Consider the following 23,395-nt stretch of genomic DNA (forward strand, 5'->3'; position numbering starts at 1 on the left):
CGTGTCCGCACCCCGTACCCCCGCCGTGGCCGACCCCGTCGTCGTCGCCGCCGGGACCACGGCGGCCGACGCGGTGGCCGCGGCCGGACTGCCCGCGAACGGCCCCAAGGCGATCGTCGTGGTCCGCGACCCGCAGGGCCAGTTGCGCGACCTGGACTGGACGCCGGCCGAGGAGACCGTCGTCGAGCCGGTCAGCCTGGACTCGCCGGACGGGCTCACCGTGCTGCGCCACTCCACCGCGCACGTGCTCGCGCAGGCCGTGCAGGACATCTTCCCCGAGGCCAAGCTGGGCATCGGCCCGCCCATCGAGAACGGCTTCTACTACGACTTCGACGTCGACAAGCCGTTCCAGCCCGATGACCTCAGCAAGCTCGAGAAGCGCATGCAGGAGATCATCAAGTCCGGGCAGCGGTTCCGTCGCCGCCGCTTCGGCAGCCTGGACGAGGCGCGCTCCGAGCTGGCCGACGAGCCGTTCAAGCTGGAGTTGATCGAGGTCAAGGGCGAGGGTCTGGACACCGACGAGGTCATGGAGGTGGGCGGCGGTGAGCTGACCATCTACGACAACCTCGACGCCAAGGAGGACAAGGTCTGCTGGTCGGACCTGTGCCGGGGCCCGCACCTGCCGACGACCCGACTCATTGGCGCGTTCAAGCTGATGCGTTCCGCCGCCGCCTACTGGCGCGGCTCCGAGAAGAACCCCCAACTACAGCGGGTGTACGGCACCGCGTGGCCGACCCGCGACGAGCTGAAGGCGTACCTGAAGCTGTTGGAGGAGGCCGCCCGGCGCGACCACCGCAAGCTCGGCGCGGACCTCGACCTGTTCAGCTTCCCCGACGAGATCGGTTCCGGCCTCGCGGTGTTCCACCCCAAGGGCGGCATCATCCGCCGGGAGATGGAGAACTACTCCCGGCAGCGGCACGAGCAGGCGGGGTACGAGTTCGTCAACAGCCCGCACATCTCCAAGGCGCAGCTGTTCCAGACCTCCGGTCACCTGCCGTACTACGCGGACACCATGTTCCCGCCCATGCAACTGGAGGGCGCGGACTACTACCTCAAGGCGATGAACTGCCCGATGCACAACCTGATCTTCAGGTCGCGCGGGCGGTCGTACCGGGAACTGCCGCTGCGGATGTTCGAGTTCGGCACCGTCTACCGGTACGAGAAGTCCGGCGTCGTGCACGGCCTCACCCGGGTCCGTGGCCTGACCCAGGACGACTCGCACATCTACTGCACCCGCGAGCAGATGGCCGGCGAGCTGTCCACGCTGCTCAGCTTCGTCCTGGACCTGCTGCGCGACTACGGCCTGGACGACTTCTACCTGGAGCTGTCGACCCGGGACGACTCGCCCAAGTTCATCGGCGCGGACGAGGACTGGAGGGAGGCCACCGAGGCGCTGCGGACCGCAGCGGCGACCTCCGGCCTGGACCTGGTGCCCGACCCGGGTGGCGCGGCGTTCTACGGGCCGAAGATCTCCGTGCAGGCCCGCGACGCCATCGGTCGGACCTGGCAGATGTCCACCATCCAGGTCGACTTCAACCAGCCGGAGCGGTTCGCGTTGGAGTACCAGGCCGCCGACGGCACCCGGCAGCGGCCCGTCATGATCCACCGGGCGTTGTTCGGGTCGATCGAACGGTTCTTCGGGGTGCTCACCGAGCACTACGCGGGCGCCTTCCCGGCCTGGCTGGCGCCGGTGCAGGTGGTGGGCATCCCGATCCGCGAGGACCACACCGACTACCTGCACGGCTTCGTCGCGGCGCTGCGCGCCGACGGTATCCGGGCCCAGGTGGACGCCGGTGACGACCGGATGCAGAAGAAGATCCGGACGGCGCAGCAGCAGAAGATCCCGTTCATGGTGATCGCCGGTGACGACGACGTGGCCGCCGGCACGGTGTCCTTCCGCTACCGCGACGGCTCCCAGCGCAACGGGGTGCCGGTCGCCGAGGCGGTGACCCACGTGCTGGACGTGGTCAGCTCCCGTACCAACATCGGCCCCTCCGCCGCCGAGTAACGGCCGCCGGTCGGCCGGCTCGCCGCCTGCGCGGTGCGCGGGCCGCGCGCTCCGCCGATCTGGGCGGGCCGCGCGTTCCGCCGGGGCGCACGCATGATCGTGCTCGATCCAGGAAGTAGTGGCCTCCACGGTGGTGGAGGCCACTACTTCCATGTTCGAGCGTGATCTCCGCCGCGACCCCGGTGTCAGGCGTGTGCAGATCGCGCTCGGTTGGTGGGTCTGGTGTCAAACGCCGCAGTTGGGCGCTGACCAACCGCCGACCGCCGCGACGTGGGTGTGGTCGTTGTGGTCCGGGTAGCCGGGGCCGAGGATCTGCCCGAAGCCGTGGTTACGGGCCTGCTGCGCCAGCCGGCAGAACGACGGGGAGCCGACCAGGTCCACCCCGTCGCCGTACAGGTGCCGGCTGTTGGATGCCCCGCCGACCGCGCTGTTGCAGGCGTAGCTGCGGAAGCTGCTGCTGATCGAGATGGACACGTCGCCGAGGGCGTGTCGCATGGCTTGGAGTTTCCACATGGAGACCAGCGCGTTGGCCCGTGCCGTGCTCGCCGAGACCGCGCCGCCGGACCAGTCGCCGTTGCACTTGTTCAGCTCGGCGTAGCTGAAGTTGGCCGGGGTGCAGTCGTCGTCCTGGAGTGCGTAGAGCCGGTTGAACGTCTGCGGGCCGGCGATGCCGTCGGCCGGCAGCCCGTACGCCTGCTGGAAGCGGATCACCGCGGACCGGGTGGCCGGGCCGAACGCGCCGTCGAGGGTGAGCACCGCGCCGTAGCCGGGGTAGCCGGCGACCCGGATCTGGAGTTGCCGGACGTCCTCGCCGGACGCCCCCTGGGACAGGGTCCGTCCCCAGGTGTAGCAGCCGTCCGCCTGGGCCGCGCCGGCGGTGAAGGTGACGCCGACCACTGTGGTGGCGGCGGTCAGCGCAAGTGCCGTGAGGAACTTGCCGAGCCGTCGGATCATCTCGCCTCCGTATGGAAGTTCGTGGATGCATGGAATCTTCAGGGCTTGGATTTGATCCGTCAAGAACTTGCATCATCGAGTTTTGTGCAACGGTGGGTGTCGCGGCTCGGCCGGGCGGCTCCGTAGGATCGGCTCGTGACAGGGGCGGAACGGCACACGGACATCGACGGCATGGCGGACGGTCTGGAGCGGCTCTGGACGCCGCACCGGATGACCTACATCTCCGGCGAGGACCGCCCGGCCGAAGGCTACGAGAAGCCCACCGGCTGCCCCTTCTGCCGAGGGCCCCAGCTGCCCCCGGACGAGAGCCTGGTGGTGGCCCGGGGTGAGCACGTGTTCGCGGTGCTCAACCTCTACCCGTACAACCCTGGTCACCTGCTGGTCTGCCCCTACCGGCACGTCGCCGACTACACCGACCTGGACGGGCCGGAGACCACCGAGCTGGCGTCATACACCCAGACGGCCATGCGGGTGATCCGCCAGGTCAGCAACGCTCACGGCTTCAACCTGGGCATGAACCAGGGCGGGGTGGCCGGCGCCGGCATCGCCGCGCACCTGCACCAGCACGTGGTGCCGCGCTGGGGTGGCGACGCGAACTTCATGCCGGTGATCGGCCGCACCAAGGTCCTGCCGCAACTGCTCGGCGACACCCGCGACCTGTTCGCCCGCGCCTGGCCGTCCTGACCGCCGGCACCGGCGGCAGGCCGGCCGCCGCCCCCGCTGCCCGGCCCCGGCTCCGGGACGACATCCTGGCCGCCGTGGCGCGGCGTCCGCGCCGGTCCGGGCCCGGCGCCGGGAGCACGTCGCACACCACGACGACCTTCGCGGTACGCCTTGGTGCGCGCCGAAGAACCGACGCGTCCGCGCCCCCGTCGGCATCACACCGCCGACGTCCACAGCCAGCCGTCGCGGACGTCGATCCTGCCGCAGGGTGACCGGCCCCGTGTGTCCGCGTGTCCGCCCACGGATCCGCTACTCCCCGGCCCGCCGAAGGTGGCACGATCGGCCGATGGCAGTCACGACACGGATGTTGGGGCGCAGCGGCATCGAGGTCAGCGCCCTCGGCATGGGGTGCTGGGCGATCAGCGGGCCCTGGGCGGAGGGCACCCAGCCGCTGGGCTGGGGCGCTGTCGACGACGACGAGTCGGTGCGGGCCGTACGCCGCGCACTCGAGGTGGGCATCACCCTCTTCGACACCGCCGACACGTACGGGGCAGGGCACGGTGAGCGGGTGCTCGGGCGCGCGCTCGCCGGCCGTCGCGACGACGCCGTCATCGCCACCAAGTGGGGTTACACCTTCGACGAGGCCGCCCGGCAGGCCACCGGCGAGGACGCGTCACCCGGGTACCTGCGCAACGCCGTGACCGCCTCGCTGCGCCGGCTCCACACCGACCGGATCGACCTCTACCAGCTCCACCTGGCCGACCTGCCGGTGCCCAGGGCGCAGGCGCTGATCGGGACCTGCGAGGACCTGGTGGCCGAAGGCCTCATCCGCGCGTACGGGTGGAGCACCGACCGCCCCGACCGGGCCGCGTCGTTCGGCCACGCCGCCGCCGGTGCCACAGCCGTGCAACACAACCTGTCGGTGCTCCGCGACGCCCCCGAACTGCTCGCCGTCTGCGACAAGTACGACCTCGCCAGCGTCAACCGCGGCCCCCTCGGAATGGGGCTGCTCACCGGCAAGTACTCGGCCAACTCGACGCTGCCCCGCGACGACGTACGCGGGCTGGCCCCGGGCTGGTTGGAGTGGTTCCGCGGCGGCCGGCCCGCACCGGAGTGGCTGCGCCGCGTCGGCGCGGTCCGTGCCGCGCTCACCGCCGACGGGCGCACCCTCGCCCAGGGCGCGTTGGGCTGGATCTGGGCGCGCAGCGGTCGCACCATCCCGATCCCCGGCTGCCGTACGGTCGCCCAGGTCGACGAGAACGCCGCCGCGCTGCACCTGGGCCCGCTGCCGGCGGACCAGTTCGTCGAGGTGGAGCGCCAGCTCGCCGCCGTCCGCACCGCCGCCCTCCGCGACGCCGACCGCCCCTACTGGCCCCGCCCCGCCCACCCCACAGTCCACCCGTAACGAGGCCCCACAAACCACGCCGTGCCCCCGCGCGGGCCCACACCCTGCCGGTGCGCGCTTTGCTGGTGCGCGCTTTGCTGGTGCGCGCTTTGCTGGTGCGCGCTTTGCTGGTGCGCGCCTGGCTGGTCTGCGCCTGGCTGGTCTGCGTTGGGCTGGTCTGCGCTCGGCTGGTCTGCGCCTGGCTGGTCTGCGCCTGGCTGGTCTGCGTTGGGCTGGTCTGCGCTCGGCTGGTCTGCGCCTGGCTGGTCTGCGCTCGGCTGGTCCGCGCTCGGCTGGTCCACGCTCTGCTGGCCCACCCCTGCTGGCTCGTGCCCTGCTCGCGCGACGCTGTCCCCCCGGCGGTTCGTGCCCTGCTCGCGCCGTGCGCCCCGAGGGCTCGCGCCAGCCCGCGTCGATCATGCACTCGTGGTGCCCCGCGAATCGGGCATACCCCTACCTTCCGCCCACCAAAACTCCATGATCGATCCGCGCGCGACCCACCTTCCGCCGATCTTGCACTTTCTGCTGGCGCAAATGCTTCATTAGCGACAAATTGGCAGCAGAAAGTGCAAGATCGCCGGTCGGGCCGGTCGGGCCGGTCGGGCCGGTCGGGCCGGTCGGGCCGGTCGGGCCGGTCGGGCCGGTCGGGCCGGTCGGGCCGGTCGGGCCGGTCGGTGGCCGGCATTTCGGCGCGGACGAGGGTGCGGCCGTCGGGGCAGGGGTTCGACCTCGATGTCGCAGACCGCGTACTGGCCGTGGCCGCCGGAGGGCGTGACGTGGCGGCCGTGCCCCGTCGCGGGCTCGGTCAGGTCTCGCGTGGCGACACCTTGACCGCCTCGGTGTCCAGTTCGACGCCGCCGGCGCGCAGCCGGTCGAGCACCACGTCGGCGTGTGCCTCGCCCATGCACCAGAGCACCAGTTGGTGGGTGTCCGGGTTGCGCTCCAGCCGCAGCGTGGGGTCGCTGGCTACCAGGCGGGCGAGGTTGCGGGCCAGGGAGTCCTCGTCGGCGCGGCTCCGGGCGACGACCGCCACCGGCAGCAGCGGCTCCGGCATCTCCCACGGGGCGATCAGCAGCGGATCGTCGGTGGCCGAGATGGTGTCGCCGGTCTCGGCGCTGCCCGACGTGGTGATCGCGCAGAGGTCGCCGGCCACGCAGAGCGGCACCTCACGCAGGGTGGCGCCCAGCGGGGTGTAGATGTGCCCGACCCGCTCGTCGGCGTCGTGGTCGGGGTGCCCACGTTCGGTCATCCCGTGGCCGGAGACGTGCATGGTCTGGTTGGGGCGCAGCGTGCCGGAGAAGACCCGGACCAGCGAGACCCGACCGACGTGGCGGTCGACTGTGGTCTTGACGACCTCGGCGACGAGGGGCCCGGCCGGGTCGCAGGTCAGCGGCGGACGCGGGTCGCCGTCCACGCCGGTCACCGCCGGCAGTTCGTGTTCCACCGGCGACGGGAACGCGGCGGTCAGCACCTCCAGCAGCACGTCCAGCCCGACGCCGGTCTGTGCGCAGACGGGCACCACCGGGTAGAAGTGGCCCCGGGCGACGGCCTTCTCCAGGTCGTCGGTGAGCACCTCGTCGCTGATCTCCTCGCCGTCGAGGTAGCGGTCCATCAGGGTCTCGTTCTCGCTCTCGGCGATGATCCCCTCGATCAGCTCGCCGCGGGACTCGTCGATGGCCCGTTGGTGCTCCGGGTCCGGGTCGCGGACGTCGGCGGGGAGCCCGGCGCTGTAGTCGAAGACCCGGCGGGTGATCAGGTCGAGCAGACCCTCGGTGGAGACCCCGTCGTCGCCGAGCATCGGCAGGTAGAGGGGCATCACGTTGTCGCCGAAGAGCCGCTGGCAGAGCGCCACCGTCTCGTCCACGTCGGCGCGGGGCTGGTCCAGTCGGGACACCGCTACCGCGCGGGGCATGTCGACAGCGGCGCACTCCTCCCAGAGCGCGACGGTGGCCGCGTCCAGGCCGCCCGCCGCGGAGACCACGAAGAGCGCGGCGTCGGCGGCTCGCAGCCCGGCGCGCAGCTCGCCGACGAAATCGGCGTACCCGGGGGTGTCCAGCAGGTTGACCTTGATGCCGTTGTGCAGCAGCGGCGCGCAGGACAGGCTGACCGAGCGCTGCTGGCGTACGGCGGCGGGGTCGTGGTCGCCGACGGTGGTGCCGTCGGCGACGGTGCCGGCGCGGCCGATCGTGCCGGTCGCCGCGAGCAGGGCCTCGACGAGTGTGGTCTTGCCCGCCCCGGAGTGCCCGACGAGCACCACGTTGCGAACCTGCTCGGGTTCGGTCACCACGGGCATGCCGCCGGTGGAACCCTTCTCGTGACTCTTCTGCGCCATGGGGCGCACCTCCCTCAGCCGGTGGTGGTGGCGACCGCCGCGCGACGGGGTGCGGCCCGGGGCGAGTGCGCTGCGTCATCCTCCGGTGGTCTGCCGCACAGCGGGAACGGGACGGGCAGACGGGTGAGCTGGCTCACCTCCCGGCTCGATCTCACACCCCGTCGCGGGGTAGGCACAAGCCTCTCCCGGGCGCGTCGGCGGGACCGTCCGTATCGGCGGACCTGGGCGGACCGTTATCGTGGGGACCGCCATGGCGAAGATCTTCCAAGTGTCGGCCCGCGCGGGGATGACCCGCGTCGTCGAGCCGATTGCCCGCGCCCTACTGCGCGCGGGCGTCACCCCCAATGCCGTCACCGTCGCGGGCACCGTTGGTGTGCTCTTCGGTGCGCTCGGCTTCGGTGCCCGCGGCCATCTGGTCGCGGGCGCGTTGATCGTCACCCTGTTCGCGCTCACCGACCTGCTCGACGGGACGATGGCCCGGATGAGCGGTGGCTCCACCAAGTTCGGCGCGTTCCTCGACTCAAGCATGGACCGGGTCGCCGACAGTGCCGTCTTCGGCGCTGTCGCGTACTGGCTGGCCACGCAGAACGACCACTCCGGGGTGGCCGCCGCGTTGGTCTGCCTGGCCGCCGGTGGTCTGGTCTCCTACGTGAAGGCCCGCGCCGAAGGGCTCGGCATGACCTGCAACGTGGGCATCGCCGAGCGCACCGAGCGGCTGTTGATCGTCGGGGTCGGTGGGATTCTCACCGGCGTGGGCGTCGATCCGGCCCTGGAGATCGCCCTGTGGCTGCTCGCCGCGGTGTCGATCTTCACGGTGGGCCAGCGGATGACGCACGTCTACCGCCAGGCCCAGCAGCTCCAGCCGGACGGCCAGGCGTGAGCGGCGCGTCGCCGGCCGGGCGCCGGACGACCGGCGGCCGAGTCGCGTGAACCTCACCGAGCTGGGCTACCTCGCCGGGTGGCGGGTCATCCGCGCGTTGCCCCGGCCGCTGGTGGCGACGGCGTTCCGGGCGGGCGCGGACCGCGCGCACCGCGCCGGTGGCGTGGGTACGGCCCGATTCCGCGCGAACCTGCGCCGGGTGGTCGGCCCGGACCTGCCCGACGCCGAGCTGGACGCTCTCGTCAAGCGCGGGTTGCGCTCGTACGCCAGGTACTGGGTGGAGATCTTCCGGCTGCCCGGCCTGAGCCGGTCGCAGATCCTCTCCAACTTCCGGCTCGACGGTGCCGAGATGCTCGCCGCCGACGTGGCGGCCGGTCGGGGCGCGGTGGTGGCACTGCCGCACGCCGGGAACTGGGACGCCGCGGGCGCCTGGGTGGCGGCCACCGGCTGGCCGATCACCACCGTGATGGAGCGGCTCAAGCCGGAGGGCGTGTACAAGCGGTTCCTGGCATTCCGAGAGGTCCTCGGGATGGAGATCCTGCCGACCCACGGTGGGCCGCGTCCGGCGTTCGACGTGCTGCTCGATCGCTTGCGTGCTGGTGCGGTGGTGCCGCTGCTGGCCGACCGGGACCTCTCCGCCCGAGGGGTGGAGGTGGACTTCTTCGGCGCGAAGACCAAGATGCCCCCGGGGCCGGCGCTGCTCGCGTTGCACACCGGCGCGCCGCTCTACGTGGCCTCGATGTGGTACGAACCGGACGCCGCCTGTGCGGCGCTCGCCGGTCCGCTACCGATGCCGGGGCCCGAGGTGGGGCCGCTGGACCAGCGGGTCCGGTCGCTGACCCAGCTGATCGCTGACCGTCTGGCGGCGGGTATCGCCCGGCATCCGGAAGACTGGCACATGTTGCAGCGGATGTGGCTGGACCAGAGGAGGGCGGGGGAGGGCGCGGCGCTGCCCTCGTCGGCCTCCGGTCCGGCCTGAGGGGGTGGTGGGCACTGTGGGACGGTGTCCCGCAATCGCGGACGGGGGGCGCTGACGCATGCGGATCGGCATCGTGTGCCCGTACTCCTTCGACGTGCCCGGTGGGGTGCAGAACCACGTCATGGATCTCGCCGAGGCGCTCATCGCGCTGGGTCACGAGGTCAGCGTGCTCGCGCCGGCCGACGAGGATTCGCCGCTGCCCGCGTACGTGGTGTCCGCCGGCCGCGCCGTTCCGCTGCCGTACAACGGTTCGGTGGCCCGGATCGCTTTCGGCCCGGTGTCGACCGCCCGGGTGCGGCGGTGGATCACCAACGGCGACTTCGACGTGTTGCACGTGCACGAGCCGCTCACGCTGAGTCTGTCGCTGCTGGCCGTCCTCTCCGCCCGTGGTCCGGTGGTGGCCACGTTCCACACCGCGATGACCCGCTCGCGGGTCCTCGCCGCCGCGCAGGGTGTGCTCCAGATCGTGTTGGAGCGGATCACGGCCCGGATCGCGGTGAGCGCGCTGGCCCGCAAGGTGCAGGTCGAGCACATGGACGGCGGGGCGGTGGAGATCCCCAACGGGGTGGCGGTGGCCAAGTTCGCCGACGCCGAGCCGTTGCCGGGCTGGCCGGGCGACAGCGCGGCCGGCACGCTGGGCTTCCTGGGCCGGTTCACCGAGGCGCGTAAGGGCTTCCCGGTGCTGCGCGACGCGTTCGTGGCGTTGGCCCGCACCCGGCCCGGTCTGCGGTTGCTCGTTGCCGGCCCGGGTGACCCCGACGACCTGTACGACCAGTTTCCCGCCGCACTGCACGAGCGGATCACGTTTCTCGGCCTGGTCAGCGAAGCGGACAAGGCGCGCATGCTGCGCAGTGTGCACCTGTACGTCGCACCGAACACCGGCGGTGAGTCGTTCGGCATGATCCTCACCGAGGCGATGGCGGCGGGTACGACTGTGGTGGCCAGTGACCTGGACGCGTTCCGGCGGGTGCTCGACGGCGGGCGGGCCGGTCGGCTCTTTCCCACCGGCGACTCGGCGGGTCTGCGTGACGTGCTGAGCGAGCTGCTCGACGACCCGGTCGGGCGGGCGGCTCTGAGCGCCTGCGGCGATCAGGTGGTCGCGAATTTCGACTGGCCGGTGGTTGCTCGCCGTGTTGTGGAGGTATACGCAGCGGCGATCGAGGCAACCGACGGGCGGGTCATCGACCAGGAATGGGTGGGGTTGGGCTGAGCCGGTGTGACGGACGGTGCGGGGGCGACCGGCGGAACCGGTCCGGCCGCGCCCAATCGGACGAAACGGAGCAGCACTACGATGCCGCACATGTGGTGGGTGGTGGCCGCGAGCGTGGTCGTGGGGCTGGTCGCGGCGTACCTCATCTGGACCGCCGGCCGGGTCGAGCGGCTCCAGAGCCGCGCGGAGCTGGCGGCCCGGGCTCTCGACGCCCACCTGCTGCGCCGCGCGGCGGCAGCCGCGGTCCTGGCTGAGCGGCGTTTCGGCGTCGAGCTGTACGCGGCGGCCCGGATCGCCCTGGACGCCGGCCCGGACGAGCGGGAGGCCGCGGAGAACGACCTCACCAGGCAGTTGCGCGGCGTCCAGTTGGACCCGGGTGACCCGGACTGCGCGGCCGTCGTCGCCGCGAGTCGCCGGCTCGCGTTGTCCCGGCAGGTGCACACCGACCTGGTCCGGGACGCCCGGTCGGCGCGTAGCCGGCCGCTGGTGCGCCTGTTGCGAATGGGGCGGGGCCGGCAGTGGCCGCGTTACTTCGACATCGACGACCCGACTCTCGTCGTCCCCGCGGACGTTCCCGCCGCCTGACCTCCGACGGTCGCCGTGGCTCCCGCGACGGGTCGGTGACCACTGCCACAGGGCAGGCCACCGGGGGTCTGATTGGCTGTCGGTACGGCGTTGGACCGCGCGTAGCATTTTCGCTGCCACCCGCAGAGCCCGCCCAAGGAGCGATGACCAGTGCCCGAGAACACCGCGTCGAACACCGGTACCGCCCCTGTCGTCGGCACCGCCCGCGTGAAGCGGGGCATGGCCGAGATGCTCAAGGGCGGCGTGATCATGGATGTCGTCAACGCCGAGCAGGCCAAGATCGCCGAGGACGCCGGTGCCGTCGCGGTGATGGCCCTGGAGCGGGTGCCCGCCGACATCCGCGCGCAGGGCGGGGTGTCCCGGATGAGCGACCCCGACATGATCGACGGGATCATCGAGGCGGTGTCCATCCCGGTGATGGCCAAGGCCCGCATCGGCCACTTCGTGGAGGCGCGGATCCTCCAGTCGCTCGGCGTGGACTACGTCGACGAGTCCGAGGTGTTGACCCCGGCCGACTACGCGAACCACATCGACAAGTGGGCGTTCACAGTGCCCTTCGTCTGTGGCGCGACGAACCTGGGCGAGGCGCTGCGTCGCATCACCGAGGGCGCGGCCATGATCCGCTCCAAGGGTGAGGCCGGCACCGGTGACGTCTCCAACGCCACCACCCACATGCGAAAGATCCGCCAGGAGATCCGCCGGCTCTCCTCGCTGCCCGCCGACGAGCTGTACGTCGCGGCCAAGGAGTTGCAGGCCCCGTACGAGCTGGTCAAGGAGGTCGCCGAGAGCGGCAAGCTGCCGGTGGTGCTGTTCACCGCGGGTGGCATCGCCACGCCGGCCGACGCGGCCATGATGATGCAGCTCGGCGCGGAGGGTGTCTTCGTCGGCTCCGGCATCTTCAAGGCGGGCAACCCGGCTCAGCGGGCTGCCGCGATCGTCAAGGCGACCACCTTCCACGACGACCCGGACGTGCTGGCGAAGGTCTCCCGTGGTCTCGGCGAGGCGATGGTCGGCATCAACGTCGACGAGATCCCGCAGCCGCACCGCCTGGCCGAGCGCGGTTGGTGAGCTGCGCGCCCTGGGAGTGAACGGTCCACGGTCGGGTCGAGGACGGCAGAGCGTGACGCGGAGAGGAATGGTGCGACGGTGACGGCACCGGTGATCGGTGTGCTCGCGCTCCAGGGCGACGTCCGCGAGCACGTGGCGGCGCTGGCCGCGGCGGGCGCGGACGCCCGCCCGGTCCGCCGTCCGGCGGAGTTGGACGCGGTCGACGGCCTGGTCATCCCCGGTGGCGAGTCCACCACCATGAGCAAGCTCGCGGACATCTTCGAGATGCGCGAGCCGATCGACAAGCGGATCGCCGACGGCACGCCGGTGTACGGCTCCTGCGCCGGCATGATCATGTTGGCGACCGAGGTGCTCGACGGCCGACCCGACCAGCGGGGCTTCGCCGGCATCGACATGACGGTGCGGCGCAACGCGTTCGGTCGGCAGGTCGACTCGTTCGAGGCGCCGGTGACCGTCGCCGGGGTGCCCGGCGAGCCGTTCCACGCGGTGTTCATCCGTGCGCCGTGGGTCGAGCGGGTCGGTGCCGGCGTCCAGGTCATCGGGGTGGTGGCCGGCGGCCCTGCCGCCGACCGGATCGTGGCGGTCCGACAGGGCAACCTGCTGGCCACCTCGTTCCACCCGGAGCTGACCGGCGACCTGCGGGTGCACGCGTACTTCGTGGAGCTGGTCCGCTCCGCCTCCTGACTGGGGCGGGGCGACAGCGCCGCGCTGTCCATGATGCTCGCCCGGGCTTTTTGTCCCGTCTGCCCTGGTGCGGGGAGCCCGGGCGGTAGTGCCGCGCGCGGTGCATGACAGCGGCCGGGGGGACGTCGGTAGGATTGCGGAGATTCGGCAGGGCCATCTGCCCGCCACGGCTTCCACCAGAGCTGACCGGCACCTCCGCGTGCGCCGGTGGGAGCGGGGCGTGAGCGGTGCGGTCGATGCAGACGGCGGGTAGCAACGGAGGTAGAAGATGTCCGGCCACTCAAAGTGGGCGACGACCAAGCACAAGAAGGCCGTCATCGACGCCAAGCGCGGCAAGATGTTCGCCAAGCTGATCAAGAACGTCGAGGTGGCCGCGCGGATCGGCGGCGGCGACCCCACCGGTAACCCGACACTCTTCGACGCCATTCAGAAGGCGAAGAAGAGTTCGGTGCCGAACGACAACATCGATCGCGCCGTCAAGCGCGGCTCCGGCCTGGAAGCCGGCGGCGCCGACTGGCAGACGATCATGTATGAGGGGTACGGCCCGAGCGGCGTGGCGATGCTCATCGAGTGCCTCACCGACAACCGCAACCGCGCGGCGACCGAGGTGCGCACCGCGCTGACCCGCAACGGCGGCTCGCTCGCCGACGCCGGTTCGGTGTCGTACATGTTCTCCCGCAAGGGTGTGGTGATCGTCCCCAAGGAGGGCACCAGCGAGGACGACGTCATGCTCGCCGTCCTGGACGCCGGTGCCGAAGAGGTCAACGACATCGGCGAGGCGTACGAGGTGGTCTCCGAGCCGACCGACCTGGTCCCGGTGCGGACGGCGTTGCAGGACGCCGGCATCGAGTACGAGTCGGCCGAGTCTTCGCTGATCCCCAGCGTCAACGTGCCCCTCGACGAAGAGGGCGCCCGCAAGATCTTCAAGCTGATCGACGTCCTCGAAGACTGCGACGACGTCCAGAACGTCTACGCCAACTTCGACATCAGCGACGACGTCATGGCGGCCGTCGACGCCTGACGGCGGTGGCCCGACCGTGCCGAGCAGGGGCGGTAACGGACCCGGACAACGGTAACGGAGGGGGCCTTCACCGGGCCCCCTCCGTTTTTGTGGTGCAGTCAGGAGGTTGGCTGTACGTTACTCGACCACGGCTCGCGGCGGTGAGGTCCGATTCTGCTGCGGTCCCCCGGTTCGCCATGACCGCCGAAAATGGTCGCGCACGTCGTAGCCGTCGGCGAAGTATCGCAGAAGCTCTTCGTGACGGAACTGGTAGGCGATCCCAGCGACACGAACGAACCCGAGCCCACACATCCGCTGCAGAAATCGGGCAGGGGCGGGTGGTAGTCGGAACGCCGAGGCGACGATCATGGCAAGGTAGCGCCGCCATAGCGCACAAGCAACCGTCTCGCCGACAACCGCGCAGTAGACCAGTGCCAGAGAGGCGCCTGCGAGCACACCCCATTCCAGGCTGAAGCCCCATGCCAGGATCGGAAACATGACTGCGGCCGATAGTCGCGACACTGTCCGTTCGCGGCGCAGGACGCCCAACGGGCCGACGATTTCGGGCCTGGTGTCCGTCGCCAGGGTCTGGCCGAAGCCGACTGTCAACCCGATCGCAAGCCAGGCGGTGACGAAGCTGATCAATGCTATCCACGGGCCCAGCACCAGCCATGCCGCCACCGCAATGACAAGTGCGGTGGCGGTCTGACGCAGCGAGAACCTCAGGTCGGTCAGCCGTGACCAGTCCGGCGTGGCGGCTGGCATCCACGGCTTTGTGCTTGTCCGTATCAGCATGGCCGACCAGACGGCAGCGCCGAGCAGGAGTCCGAGACGCGCTATCCAACCGCGATCCCAGAAAAACATGGCCGCCCAGACGAACCCTGGAACAGACAGGAGCACACACAGGATGAAATCCCAGACCAACGCTGCCCGCCCGGCGATCGGCCAAAGTCGGTGCAGAATGATGGCGCCTCCGGGCAACGTACGCTTGGCGACGACCCGCTGCGAAGACCGATTCAGCTCCAAATACTTTGCGTAACGTGACAACCACCACAGGTCCAGCACATTCCGCAGCCGTATCGGAAGTGCTGCTCGGGCGGTGCCGACGGACTCCACGTAATGCGCTACCAGAGATGCGGCATTGGCAGTCTCCGCCGCTGTGACCAGCGTGCGGCCAGGGTCGTCGCGATGCGCAGCCAGCCGACTCCTGGCCAGTTCCGCGACGAGGCTCAGCTGCCAGGGGCTGGCGAGCAGAGTTGCCCGGCCCGCATCCTGCAGTGACATCGCCAAGTCGAGCGCCGGAGTGAAAACGTCGGCGCTGCCGATCGATCGGGACAGGTACCTCGTCGCCTCGGCGTAGCCGACGGGTCGGATGGTGTACACCCGCAGCGTGTAATGGTCGCGCAGATCCTTGTCGAGGGCGTTCCAGGTGGCTCGCCGGCAGGTGGCCAGAAATCGGGCCGGCTCCTCGTGCAACCGCCACTCGGCGAGTTGGCGCAGCAGCCGCTCGGCCGGCTCAACGCTCGTTTCATCGATGCACAGCTCGTCGATGCCATCAAGCACCGGGAGGATGCGGCCCGACTCGATAAGGTCTTGGGCCGAGCCGCGGGATACGTTGAACTCGGTTGCGATGAACTGCGGAAGCCAGGCGTCGACCTCTTCGCCGTCGATCCAGCGGCCGACCGGGACCACCAGCGGCACGACCGCAGGATCCTGTTTCAGGATCTCCAGGGCAAGCTGCAGCGCGGTGTACGACTTCCCGCCACCGGGATGCCCCAGAAGCACCGCACGCTGAGGTCCGCGTAACACCGCCTGGGCAAGCGCCTCCAGTCGCACCTCCGACGAGTCACCGGCGCTCCGGTAACTGAGTGCGATGTGTTCCGATGTGCGGCGAAGCTGCCGGAGACGCGCGCTGAGTTCGCGGAGGAGATCCGATCTGAGCTGCTCGATCACTGCGGCGGGCTTCTCCCGACGCAACAAGCCGACCAACTGCTGCATCAAGAAGGCGAGAAGGCTGACCGCGCCCAGAATTGTGCCAAGGTAGCCGGCTTTGTTGCTCAACGTCTTGTCGGCCAGGTAGGCAGGCACGAACGTCGCCGTCGTCACCACAATGATGGCGCTCAGTAGCGTGACCAGAACACCAGCTGCCCAGCGCAGGATTCGACGCAGGCTACCGGGTCTCATCGACGTGCCCCTTCTGCCGACCGGGACGGTTCAACCACAGCCATGCGCATCAGCACAGGCTACCGACAGCGATCGACTGGCTACACGCCCCAACGTCCACAACGGATTGTGCGAAAGTGCCTGCGCGGCGACCGTTTCGAGTCGGCCCGTCTGCCACCTGGGGTGCCGGGCCTTTCACAGTGCCGTCGGCATACGTGCAGGTAGAGTCAGATGGGCGCAATGACCGGCTTGGTGCCACTGATGTGGGCTGTCCCCTGCCACGGGGGCCCGACATGGAGTCGGTCCCGCCGGCGCCGGGCGCCGTCGGGTCGAGCGCGGAGGTGCAGTGGTGGCGGAGCGGTTCGCGGCCGGTGAGACGGTGGTACGGCGTGAGGTTCTGCGCGGCGAGGTCTGGTTCGGTTGTCCGACGATCTGTGTCGAGGATTCGCCCGACCTGCTCGCCCTCTACCTTCCACCGGGGGCACAGTTCGGCTTCCCGGAGACCGGCGCCTTTCCGTGCGGCCGGCACCCGTGGGAGACCGCCGGGCACCGGTCCTGGTCCGGGCACGGCAAGCTGATGCTGCAACGCCCCGGTGAGGCGCACTCGATCGACGTGTTCTGGAGCGGGCCGGGGCGCGACTTCGCCGGCTGGTACTTCAACCTCCAGGACCCGGTGCGGCGTACGCCGATCGGGGTGGACACCCTGGACCACGAGCTGGACCTGTGGTGGGGAGCGGACGCCGACCGGTACGTCTGGAAGGACGTGGAGTTGTTCGCCCAGCGCCTCGTCGAGGGGCGTTACCCGGGCCTGGGGGATGCCATCCAGGCCGAGGGCGACCGGATCGCCGCCCTGCTCGACGGCGGTGAGCGCTGGTGGGACCCGGCGTGGGCGACCTGGCGGCCCGACCCCGCCTGGACGGCGCCCCCGCTGCCGGCCGGCTGGGACCGGGTGCCACCCGCCCGCTGAGCGACGCGGTGGTCAGTCCGCCGGCCGGGCGTTGACCAGGAACACCTGATCCGGGCCGCCGGTGCACGGCTCGACAAGCGCCGCGTCCGACTCGGTGCTGTCGTCGTCGCGTAGGCCGACGCACAGCTCGCTGTGGTCGGGTCGGATGCGGTACGTGTCGGGCGCCGGTCCGATCGGTTCGAAGTGGAACACCTGCTTCGACCTGCTCGCGCTGCAATCCTTCTCATCCCAGGGTTCGAGCAGATTCCGGCCGGGATCGTCCTCGCGGATGGTGAGGCAGCCTTTCCCGTGCGCCGGGTGGAACCAGGTGATGAAGTACCTTCCGTCGGCCACCTGTTCCAGCGAGGTGTCCGGTGGGGTGGCCTCGGTGCAGGGCCGCTGAACCGCTATCTCCTTCGTGTACTGGCCGGTGCGGTCGCGGCCCTCGGTGAGGCAGAGGTGCGGGCTGCCGACGGGGCGGATCTGGCTGCGCCCCGCGCTCGGCGAACGGGCACCGCCACCGGCTGACGCGGTCGGATCGGCGTCTTGCCCGGCTCTGCGTTGCTCGTCGTCGCGTCGCTCCATCCAGAAGCCCACGCCGAGCGCGGCCAGCAGGGCGGCGACGACAAGCAGTGCCAACGGCGCGGGCCGTGCGAACCAGCGTTGGCGGGCCGCGCCGGAGCGCTCCGGGGCCGCGGCAGTGCCGGCGTCGACCGGCGTTGGGGCCGATGTCGGCGACGGCGCGGTGAACTGACCTGCCGCGAGGCGGTGCCGGGCCCGTAGCCACGTGTCGAGCTGATCTCCCGCGCCGCAGGCCCGAACGAATGCGGTGAGCACCTCGGGTCGGGGCAGTGTGGACCGGCGCAGGATGTCGGCAGCGGTGCTCCGGGCGAGCACGTCACCCGCTGTCGCGGCGCGCTGCTCCAGTTGCCGGTAGGTGAGCCCCGACCGGTCCTTGAGCTGGCGCAGCAGCTCGACGAACGCGGCCGGGTCGGACGCGTCGTCCGGGCGTAGCTCCCCCGTGGTCATCGCACGATTGTCCAGACACCGCCGACGCGTGGGCAAGTCGGGTCCACAGCGCCTGTCCGACGTGGTCGGACAGACCCGGACAGGCGGCCCTGAGCTGCCCGGACAGCCCGCTACGGCCACCAGGGCATTGTCCTCGCGCCGCAGTTTGCCTAGCGTCCTTGTCGACGGTCGCCCCGCTGAGCGGTGTGCGACCGACGGGCGCGCGCCGGCAACGGTTCGGGCTCGACCACACGAACGACACGGGGAGGTTCGATGGAGGACGCTGCCCGGAATCCGGTGCCGCCGGCGGCCACGCCGGGAGATTACGTGGCGTTGCTCAGGGAGACGCGGCGGCGCTCCGGCCTGACCTACCGGGAGATCGCCAGGCGCGCCTCGGCGGCCGGACACTGGCTGCCACCGAGCACCCTGGCCACGATGCTGGGGCGGACGACGCTGCCCCGGGAGCGCACCGTCCTCGCCCTGCTGGCCGCATGCGACATCCCGCCGGTCGAGGTCGACAGGTGGCTGGAGACACGGCGGGACATCGAGGCCCGCCTCGGCGAGCAGGGGCGGGGGGAGAGCCACGCGGCACCGACCCCTGCCGGCCCGTCCGCTACCGTTCCGGCGGCCATCCGCCCGAGCGTCGGTCTGGTCCCGCCGCGACCCACAGCGCCCTGGCCGGCCCGTCGCTGGCTTCGGCTCGCGCTGCTGGTGGTGCTCGGCGTCCTGACGGTCGGGGTGACCGGGGCGCTGCGACCACTCACCCCTCCCACTGTCGACAGCTCGCCGACCGCCGCCTGTCCGGCGGTGCTGCGCCAGGGCATGCACGACCCCTGCGTGCTACGCCTCCAGGAACACCTGGTGGCCGACGGCCTCAACGTGCCGGTGGACGGTTGGTTCGGCCCGGACACCACCAGCCGGGTGATGGTGTTCCAGGCGTTTGGTGGCCTGCCGGTCAGCGGCACCGCTGACGCGCGGTTGTTCGACGAGTTGGCGGGTGATCGGAAGGTGCCGGTCGGTTGGCCGCAGGAGAGGATCCGTAAGCACCTGCGGCAGATGTTCCCGGAGGACCCGGCCGGTGCCGTGGAGGTGGCGCGCTGCCTGTCCGGACTGGACCCGTACCGGGTGGAGGCCGTCGAGGACGGGTCACGACGTTGGGGGTTGTTCCAGTTCAGCGACATGGAGGTGTCCCGGTTCGGCGTCGACCGTCGGACGGCGCTGGATCCGGCGTGGAACATCGGGACGGCCCGGGAGGTCTGGTCGCGTACCGGCGACTTCGGCCACTGGAACTGCGCGGCGTAGCGGTCCGGCCTGCTGCAGTCCAACGATGGCGGCGGGCGCCGGAATCCGATCAGGACACCGGCGCCCGCGCGGGGGCGGACCGGAGGCTCAGCCGATCGTCTCCCGTTCCCGCCAGGCCGTACGCAGCGAGGTCCGGCCGTTGGTTCGCAGCAGCGACCCCTCGTACACCCGGGCCCCGGCGAGGAGGAACGCGCCGGCGGCGAGCAGCAGGATGACGAGTGAGACGATCGGCTCCCACCCGGCCGCGTCGCCGGTGAACAGTCGCAGTGGCATGGCAGTGGGCGACGAGAACGGCAGGTAGGACAGCACCCGCATCGCTGTGGCGTTGTCGTTCAGGAAGATCACCGCGAAGAACGGCAGCATGACGGCGAGCTGCACAGGAGTCGAGACGGCGGCGATGTCCTCCTGCCTGTTGGCCAGTGCGCCGGCCGCCGCCCACATGGCGGCGAGCAGCACGAAGCCGACCAGGAAGAACGGCACGAACCAGCCGATCGCCGGGGCGAGCAGGGTGAGCAGACCTCCGCTGTCGCCGATCTGCAGCCCGATCACCGCCACCACGGCGATCAGGGCGATCTGGGCGAACGCCAGGATGGCCCCCGCCACCACCTTCCCGGCCAGCAGGGCCCGGACCGGCACGGCGGCGACCAGGATCTCCACGATGCGGGTCTGCTTCTCCTCGATGACGCTCTGCGCGATCTGCACGCCGAACGTCTGCGAGGTGAGGAAGAAGACGAACGCGAAGACGAACGGCACCAGGAACGCCACCACCGGGTCGACGGCGTCCGGGTCGAGCAGGCGTACGGTCGGCTGGCTGCTCAGGGCCTTCACCACGTCGTCGGGGGCCTCGTCCATGGCCAGGACGGCCGGTCCGGTGACCACCGCGGCGTCCACGTCGTCGTCGCGGACGGCCTGCTCGGCGGCCCGGTCGTCGGGGACGACCCGGACCTCCAGGCCGGCGGCGCGCAGCGGCGCGGCAAGGCTCTCGGTCACCGCCACAGTCGACGGTCCGCCGGAGAACAGCGGGGGCAGGATGGTGCCCGCCGCGGCGATCAGCAGGAAGAACAGCGTGCCGAACAGGAAGGTACGGTCGCGGAGCTTGACCCTGATCTCGCGTTCGGCGACCAGCCGGGTGGCCTGGGTGACGTTCACTGGGTGACCTCTCGGAAGATCTCGGTGAGCGAGGGGCTGACCGGGCGGAAGGCGCGGACCGGGCCGCGCGCCAGGGCCGCCCGCAGCACTGGCTGTTCGTCGGTGCCGGCCGGCAGGTCGAAGACCACCCGCGCGCCGTCCAGCTCGACCACTGTCACTGCGGGGTGGTCGCGTACCCAGCCGGCGTCGTGCTCGACGACGAGTTCGAACCGGGGCACCGTGTACGAGTCGCGCAGCTGCTGCCGACTGCCGGCGGCCCGGATGACGCCGTCCCCGATGATCACCAGGTCGTCGCAGAGGCGTTCCACGACGTCGAGCTGGTGGCTGGAGAAGAGCACCGGCGCCCCGGCCGAGGCCCGTTCCCGCAGCACCGTCACGACGGTCTCCACCGCCAGCGGGTCGAGGCCCGAGAAGGGTTCGTCGAGCACCAGCACCTCGGGATCGTGCACCAGCGCGGCGGCGATCTGGGCGCGCTGCTGGTTGCCCAGCGACAGCGTCTCCAGCAGGTCGTCGCCGCGCTCACCGAGCCCGACCCGGTCCAGCAGCGCGTCGGTGGAACGCCGGGCCGCCGCGGCGTCCAACCCGTGCAGCCGGCCCAGGTAGGTCACCTGCTCGCGGGTGGTCATCTTGGGGTAGAGGCCCCGCTCCTCCGGCATGTAGCCGAAGCGCCGCCGGTCCTGCCGGGTCAGTGTGGTGCCGCCCCAGCTCACCTCTCCGGCGTCGGGGGCGAGGACACCCAGGATGATCCGCATGGTGGTGGTCTTGCCGGCGCCGTTGGCGCCCACGAAACCGGTCATCCTGCCGGCGGACACCTCGAAGGACACGTTCCTGAGCACCTGACGGTCGCCGAAGCTGCGGTCGACGCCGTCGAGGCGAAGCGTTCTGGTCACGTACTCACGCTAGATCGCGGACGCCGTCGCGCCGTCCGCCCGGCGGGTGAGCCGACGGGTCCACCTCGCGGCGGACAGATGTCACCCGCCGGGCCGGACCACCCCGTTCTCGTACGCGAACACCACCGCCTGGACCCGGTCGCGCAGGCCGAGTTTGGCCAGGACCCGACTCACGTGCGTCTTCACCGTCGCCTCGCCGAGGTGGATGGTCGCGGCGATCTCCGCGTTGCTCGACCCGGCGGCGAGCAGCATCAGGACCTCCCGTTCGCGCGGGGTCAGCTCCGCCAGCGCGGCCTCGGCGTCCGGGCCCCGGTGGGCGGTGCCCGTCGGGTCGCCGGGTCGGGCGAATGTGGAGATCACCCGGCGGGTGATCTCCGGGGCGAGCAGGCCGTCGCCCCTGGCCAGCACCCGGATCGCCTCGACCAGTTCCTCCGGTGTGCCGTTCTTGAGCAGGAAGCCGCTGGCCCCGGCCCGCAACGCGGCGAACAGGTAGTCGTCGCGGTCGAAGGTGGTGAGGATCAGCACCGCGGGCGCCCCGGGCCCGCCGGCGACGATCTGCCGGGTGGCCTCCAGGCCGTCCATCCCGGGCATCTCCACATCCATGAGTACGACGTCGGGGCGGGTGGCCCGGGTCATGCTGACGGCCCGTTCGCCGTCGGCGGCCTCACCGACCACAGTGATGTCGTCCTCCACCTCCAGGATGACCCGGAAGCCGGTACGGACGAGGTGCTGGTCGTCGGCGAGCAGCACCCGGACCGTCGGGCCGGTCCCGGGCGCGTGGGGGTCTGCCGCGCTCATGCCGTCGGCTCCGCGGCCGCCGCCTGCTGCCCGTCGCTCGGCTCCCGTTGCCAGCCGACCGGAGGGTCCGCCGACAGCGCGAGGGGGAAGCGGGCGCGGACCCGCCAGCCGCCGCCGGCCCTCGGCCCGACCTCCAGGTCACCGTCGTGTGCGGTGACCCGTTCGCGCATCCCGATCAACCCCAGGCCGACGGCGTCGGCCGGGCCGCCGCCCCGCCCGTCGTCGGTCACGTCGACCTCCACCTCCCGGGCCAGATACCTGACGCGCACGTCGAGCAGGGCCGCCTCGGCGTGCTTCAGGGTGTTGGTCACCGCCTCCTGGGTCACCCGGTAGGCCGTCTGGGACACCGATTCGGGCAACGCGACCGGCTCGCCGTACACCCCGAGGGTGGCTGTCAGCCCGGCGGCCCGGGCCCGCTCGACAAGCTCGTCGATGCGTTCGACACCGCCGGCCGCCGGCGGCTCGGGGTCGGCGCCGCCGGAGGTCCGCAGCACGCCGAGCATCCGACGAAGCTCGTCGACGGCGGTGCGGGCGCTCTGCTCGATGGCGGTCAGCGCGGTGCGGGCCTTGCCCGGGTCGCGGTCGAACACCCGGCGGCAGGCGGACGCCTGCACACCCATCACGGAGACGTGGTGGGCGACCACGTCGTGCAACTCCCGGGCGATCCGGACCCGTTCGCCGAGCACCGCGCGTTCCCGGGCCTCGGCCTGTGACCGGCGCAGGTCCTCGGCCTGGGCGCGCAACTCGTGCTCGCGGCGCGCGGCCACCCACGCGGTCTCGCCGAAGAAGTACGCGAAACCGAGCGTCAGCAGGTTGACAAGCACACCGGTGACCATCGCGGCGAGCACTGGCGGCACCGGACCGACCGCCTCGTCGAACGCGCCGGGAGGGATGTGGTCGATCATCACGGCGTAGTAGATCCCCAGCCAGGCGAACATCGTGGCGATCACGCCGAGCCGTACACGGCTTGCCATCTGGTGGTCCCTGCCCCAGGCGCCGGAGGTGTAGAGCACGCAGAACAGCGCCCAGGCGGAGAACTGGGTTTCCGGCGCCGAGCGGACCTGCGCGGCGACGAACACCACCGCGACGACGAGCAGGGTGGCAACCGGCCAACGCCGCCGCCACACCAGCGGCAGCGTCACCGCGACGGTCCAGAACACCTGCTCCGGCCCGGACGGCGGTGGTCCCAGCAGGAACGCCCCCGCGCTGCGGGCCAGGGTGAGGCTGACCAGCGCCAACCCCGTCACCGCCAGCCCGATCCACAGGTCGTTACGGCGTTGCTCTGCCGTCGGACCCGGACGACGCCATTGCGGTCGAGGTGCCACTGTCATCCGGGAACGATGCCACGCCGCGCACCGGGCCCTCCAACCGGGCGCGCCGCCGTGGTCACCA

General features: G+C 71.2%; 19 protein-coding genes and 1 pseudogene. 12 read left to right on the forward strand and 8 right to left on the reverse strand.

Annotated features, from left to right (window positions below; all coding sequences use genetic code 11):
- The first annotated feature begins 1 nt into the window (after window position 1).
- On the forward strand, window positions 2-2,008 hold the full coding sequence (gene thrS, locus ABZ406_RS08070) for a threonine--tRNA ligase (protein ID WP_357757096.1): 2,007 nt from the start codon (window positions 2-4) through the stop codon (window positions 2,006-2,008).
- Window positions 2,009-2,233: 225 nt separating this feature from the next.
- Here the strand turns inward: thrS and ABZ406_RS08075 are convergent, their stop codons facing one another.
- Entirely contained in the window at window positions 2,234-2,962 is a 729-nt protein-coding gene (locus ABZ406_RS08075) for a D-Ala-D-Ala carboxypeptidase family metallohydrolase (RefSeq protein ID WP_357757099.1), read from the reverse strand.
- 171 nt (window positions 2,963-3,133) lie between these two features.
- Between ABZ406_RS08075 and ABZ406_RS08080 the strand changes: the two genes are divergently transcribed.
- Both ABZ406_RS08080 and ABZ406_RS08085 read left to right on the forward strand, forming a co-directional pair.
- Entirely contained in the window at window positions 3,134-3,646 is a 513-nt protein-coding gene (locus ABZ406_RS08080; protein WP_357757299.1) for an HIT domain-containing protein, read from the forward strand.
- A 325-nt stretch (window positions 3,647-3,971) separates the two neighbouring features.
- Window positions 3,972-5,030, forward strand: coding sequence for an aldo/keto reductase (locus ABZ406_RS08085; protein ID WP_357757102.1), 1,059 nt, complete (start codon window positions 3,972-3,974; stop codon window positions 5,028-5,030).
- A gap of 689 nt (window positions 5,031-5,719) precedes the next feature.
- On the opposite strand, the pseudogene ABZ406_RS08090 reads toward ABZ406_RS08085, so the two are convergent.
- Window positions 5,720-7,341 (reverse strand): annotated as a pseudogene (locus ABZ406_RS08090) (elongation factor G); the annotation flags it as partial.
- Between the two features lie 250 nt (window positions 7,342-7,591).
- Here ABZ406_RS08090 and pgsA point away from each other — a divergent pair.
- The 7 genes from pgsA to ABZ406_RS08125 all read left to right on the forward strand — a co-directional run bounded on the left by pgsA (window position 7,592) and on the right by ABZ406_RS08125 (window position 13,768).
- Window positions 7,592-8,221, forward strand: a complete 630-nt coding sequence (gene pgsA / locus ABZ406_RS08095; protein ID WP_357757105.1) for a phosphatidylinositol phosphate synthase — start codon at window positions 7,592-7,594, stop codon at window positions 8,219-8,221.
- 46 nt (window positions 8,222-8,267) lie between these two features.
- Window positions 8,268-9,200: a phosphatidylinositol mannoside acyltransferase gene (locus tag ABZ406_RS08100; RefSeq protein ID WP_357757108.1), complete on the forward strand. Its 933-nt coding sequence runs from the start codon at window positions 8,268-8,270 to the stop codon at window positions 9,198-9,200.
- Between the two features lie 58 nt (window positions 9,201-9,258).
- Window positions 9,259-10,410 (forward strand): glycosyltransferase family 4 protein, encoded by a 1,152-nt coding sequence (locus ABZ406_RS08105; RefSeq protein WP_357757111.1) that lies wholly within the window; start codon window positions 9,259-9,261, stop codon window positions 10,408-10,410.
- Between the two features lie 90 nt (window positions 10,411-10,500).
- Window positions 10,501-10,995, forward strand: a complete 495-nt coding sequence (locus tag ABZ406_RS08110) for a hypothetical protein (RefSeq protein WP_357757302.1) — start codon at window positions 10,501-10,503, stop codon at window positions 10,993-10,995.
- Window positions 10,996-11,145: 150 nt separating this feature from the next.
- Window positions 11,146-12,063 carry a pyridoxal 5'-phosphate synthase lyase subunit PdxS gene (gene pdxS / locus ABZ406_RS08115; protein ID WP_357757114.1) on the forward strand — a complete coding sequence of 306 codons (918 nt, stop codon included), beginning with the start codon at window positions 11,146-11,148 and terminating at the stop codon, window positions 12,061-12,063.
- Window positions 12,064-12,141: 78 nt separating this feature from the next.
- Entirely contained in the window at window positions 12,142-12,747 is a 606-nt protein-coding gene (gene pdxT / locus ABZ406_RS08120) for a pyridoxal 5'-phosphate synthase glutaminase subunit PdxT (protein WP_357757116.1), read from the forward strand.
- A 268-nt stretch (window positions 12,748-13,015) separates the two neighbouring features.
- Complete coding sequence (locus ABZ406_RS08125; RefSeq protein WP_357757119.1) at window positions 13,016-13,768, forward strand: YebC/PmpR family DNA-binding transcriptional regulator; 753 nt, start codon at window positions 13,016-13,018, stop codon at window positions 13,766-13,768.
- 117 nt (window positions 13,769-13,885) lie between these two features.
- Here ABZ406_RS08125 and ABZ406_RS08130 read toward each other — a convergent pair whose 3' ends face one another.
- The gene (locus tag ABZ406_RS08130; RefSeq protein ID WP_357757122.1) at window positions 13,886-15,931 is read right to left on the reverse strand and encodes an NACHT domain-containing protein; all 2,046 of its coding nucleotides are present in this window, start codon (window positions 15,929-15,931) and stop codon (window positions 13,886-13,888) included.
- A 328-nt stretch (window positions 15,932-16,259) separates the two neighbouring features.
- On the opposite strand from ABZ406_RS08130, the gene ABZ406_RS08135 reads away from it, so the two are divergent.
- Window positions 16,260-16,877 carry a DUF402 domain-containing protein gene (locus tag ABZ406_RS08135; RefSeq protein ID WP_357757124.1) on the forward strand — a complete coding sequence of 206 codons (618 nt, stop codon included), beginning with the start codon at window positions 16,260-16,262 and terminating at the stop codon, window positions 16,875-16,877.
- A 12-nt stretch (window positions 16,878-16,889) separates the two neighbouring features.
- Here ABZ406_RS08135 and ABZ406_RS08140 read toward each other — a convergent pair whose 3' ends face one another.
- Complete coding sequence (locus tag ABZ406_RS08140; protein WP_357757127.1) at window positions 16,890-17,885, reverse strand: helix-turn-helix domain-containing protein; 996 nt, start codon at window positions 17,883-17,885, stop codon at window positions 16,890-16,892.
- 252 nt (window positions 17,886-18,137) lie between these two features.
- Here ABZ406_RS08140 and ABZ406_RS08145 point away from each other — a divergent pair, with 252 nt between their 5' ends.
- On the forward strand, window positions 18,138-19,166 hold the full coding sequence (locus tag ABZ406_RS08145; RefSeq protein WP_357757130.1) for a peptidoglycan-binding protein: 1,029 nt from the start codon (window positions 18,138-18,140) through the stop codon (window positions 19,164-19,166).
- An 87-nt stretch (window positions 19,167-19,253) separates the two neighbouring features.
- Here ABZ406_RS08145 and ABZ406_RS08150 read toward each other — a convergent pair whose 3' ends face one another.
- The 4 genes from ABZ406_RS08150 to ABZ406_RS08165 all read right to left on the reverse strand — a co-directional run bounded on the left by ABZ406_RS08150 (window position 19,254) and on the right by ABZ406_RS08165 (window position 23,334).
- Window positions 19,254-20,315 (reverse strand): ABC transporter permease, encoded by a 1,062-nt coding sequence (locus tag ABZ406_RS08150; RefSeq protein WP_357757133.1) that lies wholly within the window; start codon window positions 20,313-20,315, stop codon window positions 19,254-19,256.
- Window positions 20,312-21,205: an ATP-binding cassette domain-containing protein gene (locus ABZ406_RS08155; RefSeq protein ID WP_357757135.1), complete on the reverse strand. Its 894-nt coding sequence runs from the start codon at window positions 21,203-21,205 to the stop codon at window positions 20,312-20,314. Before ABZ406_RS08155 ends, ABZ406_RS08150 begins: the two co-directional genes overlap by 4 nt.
- Before the next feature lie 81 nt (window positions 21,206-21,286).
- Window positions 21,287-22,003: a response regulator transcription factor gene (locus ABZ406_RS08160; RefSeq protein WP_357757138.1), complete on the reverse strand. Its 717-nt coding sequence runs from the start codon at window positions 22,001-22,003 to the stop codon at window positions 21,287-21,289.
- A complete protein-coding gene (locus tag ABZ406_RS08165) occupies window positions 22,000-23,334 on the reverse strand; it encodes a sensor histidine kinase (RefSeq protein WP_357757141.1) in 1,335 nt (444 codons plus the stop codon). The genes ABZ406_RS08160 and ABZ406_RS08165 overlap by 4 nt, the downstream gene beginning before the upstream one ends.
- Window positions 23,335-23,395: the final 61 nt, after the last annotated feature.

Origin of the sequence: Micromonospora sp. NPDC005710, assembly GCF_040630995.1 — a bacterium.
Classification (GTDB): domain Bacteria; phylum Actinomycetota; class Actinomycetes; order Mycobacteriales; family Micromonosporaceae; genus Micromonospora.

What these genes read in the sequence shown, in the direction of transcription:
- ABZ406_RS08080 (WP_357757299.1), top strand. Translation starts at nt 3,134, where the DNA reads ATGGCGGACGGTCTGGAGCGGCTCTGGACGCCGCACCGGATGACCTAC.
- ABZ406_RS08105 (WP_357757111.1), top strand. Translation starts at nt 9,259, where the DNA reads ATGCGGATCGGCATCGTGTGCCCGTACTCCTTCGACGTGCCCGGTGGG.
- pgsA (WP_357757105.1), top strand. Translation starts at nt 7,592, where the DNA reads ATGGCGAAGATCTTCCAAGTGTCGGCCCGCGCGGGGATGACCCGCGTC.
- ABZ406_RS08140 (WP_357757127.1), bottom strand. Translation starts at nt 17,885, where the DNA reads ATGACCACGGGGGAGCTACGCCCGGACGACGCGTCCGACCCGGCCGCG.
- ABZ406_RS08125 (WP_357757119.1), top strand. Translation starts at nt 13,016, where the DNA reads ATGTCCGGCCACTCAAAGTGGGCGACGACCAAGCACAAGAAGGCCGTC.
- ABZ406_RS08160 (WP_357757138.1), bottom strand. Translation starts at nt 22,003, where the DNA reads ATGAGCGCGGCAGACCCCCACGCGCCCGGGACCGGCCCGACGGTCCGG.
- ABZ406_RS08145 (WP_357757130.1), top strand. Translation starts at nt 18,138, where the DNA reads ATGGAGGACGCTGCCCGGAATCCGGTGCCGCCGGCGGCCACGCCGGGA.
- ABZ406_RS08075 (WP_357757099.1), bottom strand. Translation starts at nt 2,962, where the DNA reads ATGATCCGACGGCTCGGCAAGTTCCTCACGGCACTTGCGCTGACCGCC.
- ABZ406_RS08110 (WP_357757302.1), top strand. Translation starts at nt 10,501, where the DNA reads ATGTGGTGGGTGGTGGCCGCGAGCGTGGTCGTGGGGCTGGTCGCGGCG.
- ABZ406_RS08165 (WP_357757141.1), bottom strand. Translation starts at nt 23,334, where the DNA reads ATGACAGTGGCACCTCGACCGCAATGGCGTCGTCCGGGTCCGACGGCA.
- ABZ406_RS08085 (WP_357757102.1), top strand. Translation starts at nt 3,972, where the DNA reads ATGGCAGTCACGACACGGATGTTGGGGCGCAGCGGCATCGAGGTCAGC.
- ABZ406_RS08130 (WP_357757122.1), bottom strand. Translation starts at nt 15,931, where the DNA reads ATGAGACCCGGTAGCCTGCGTCGAATCCTGCGCTGGGCAGCTGGTGTT.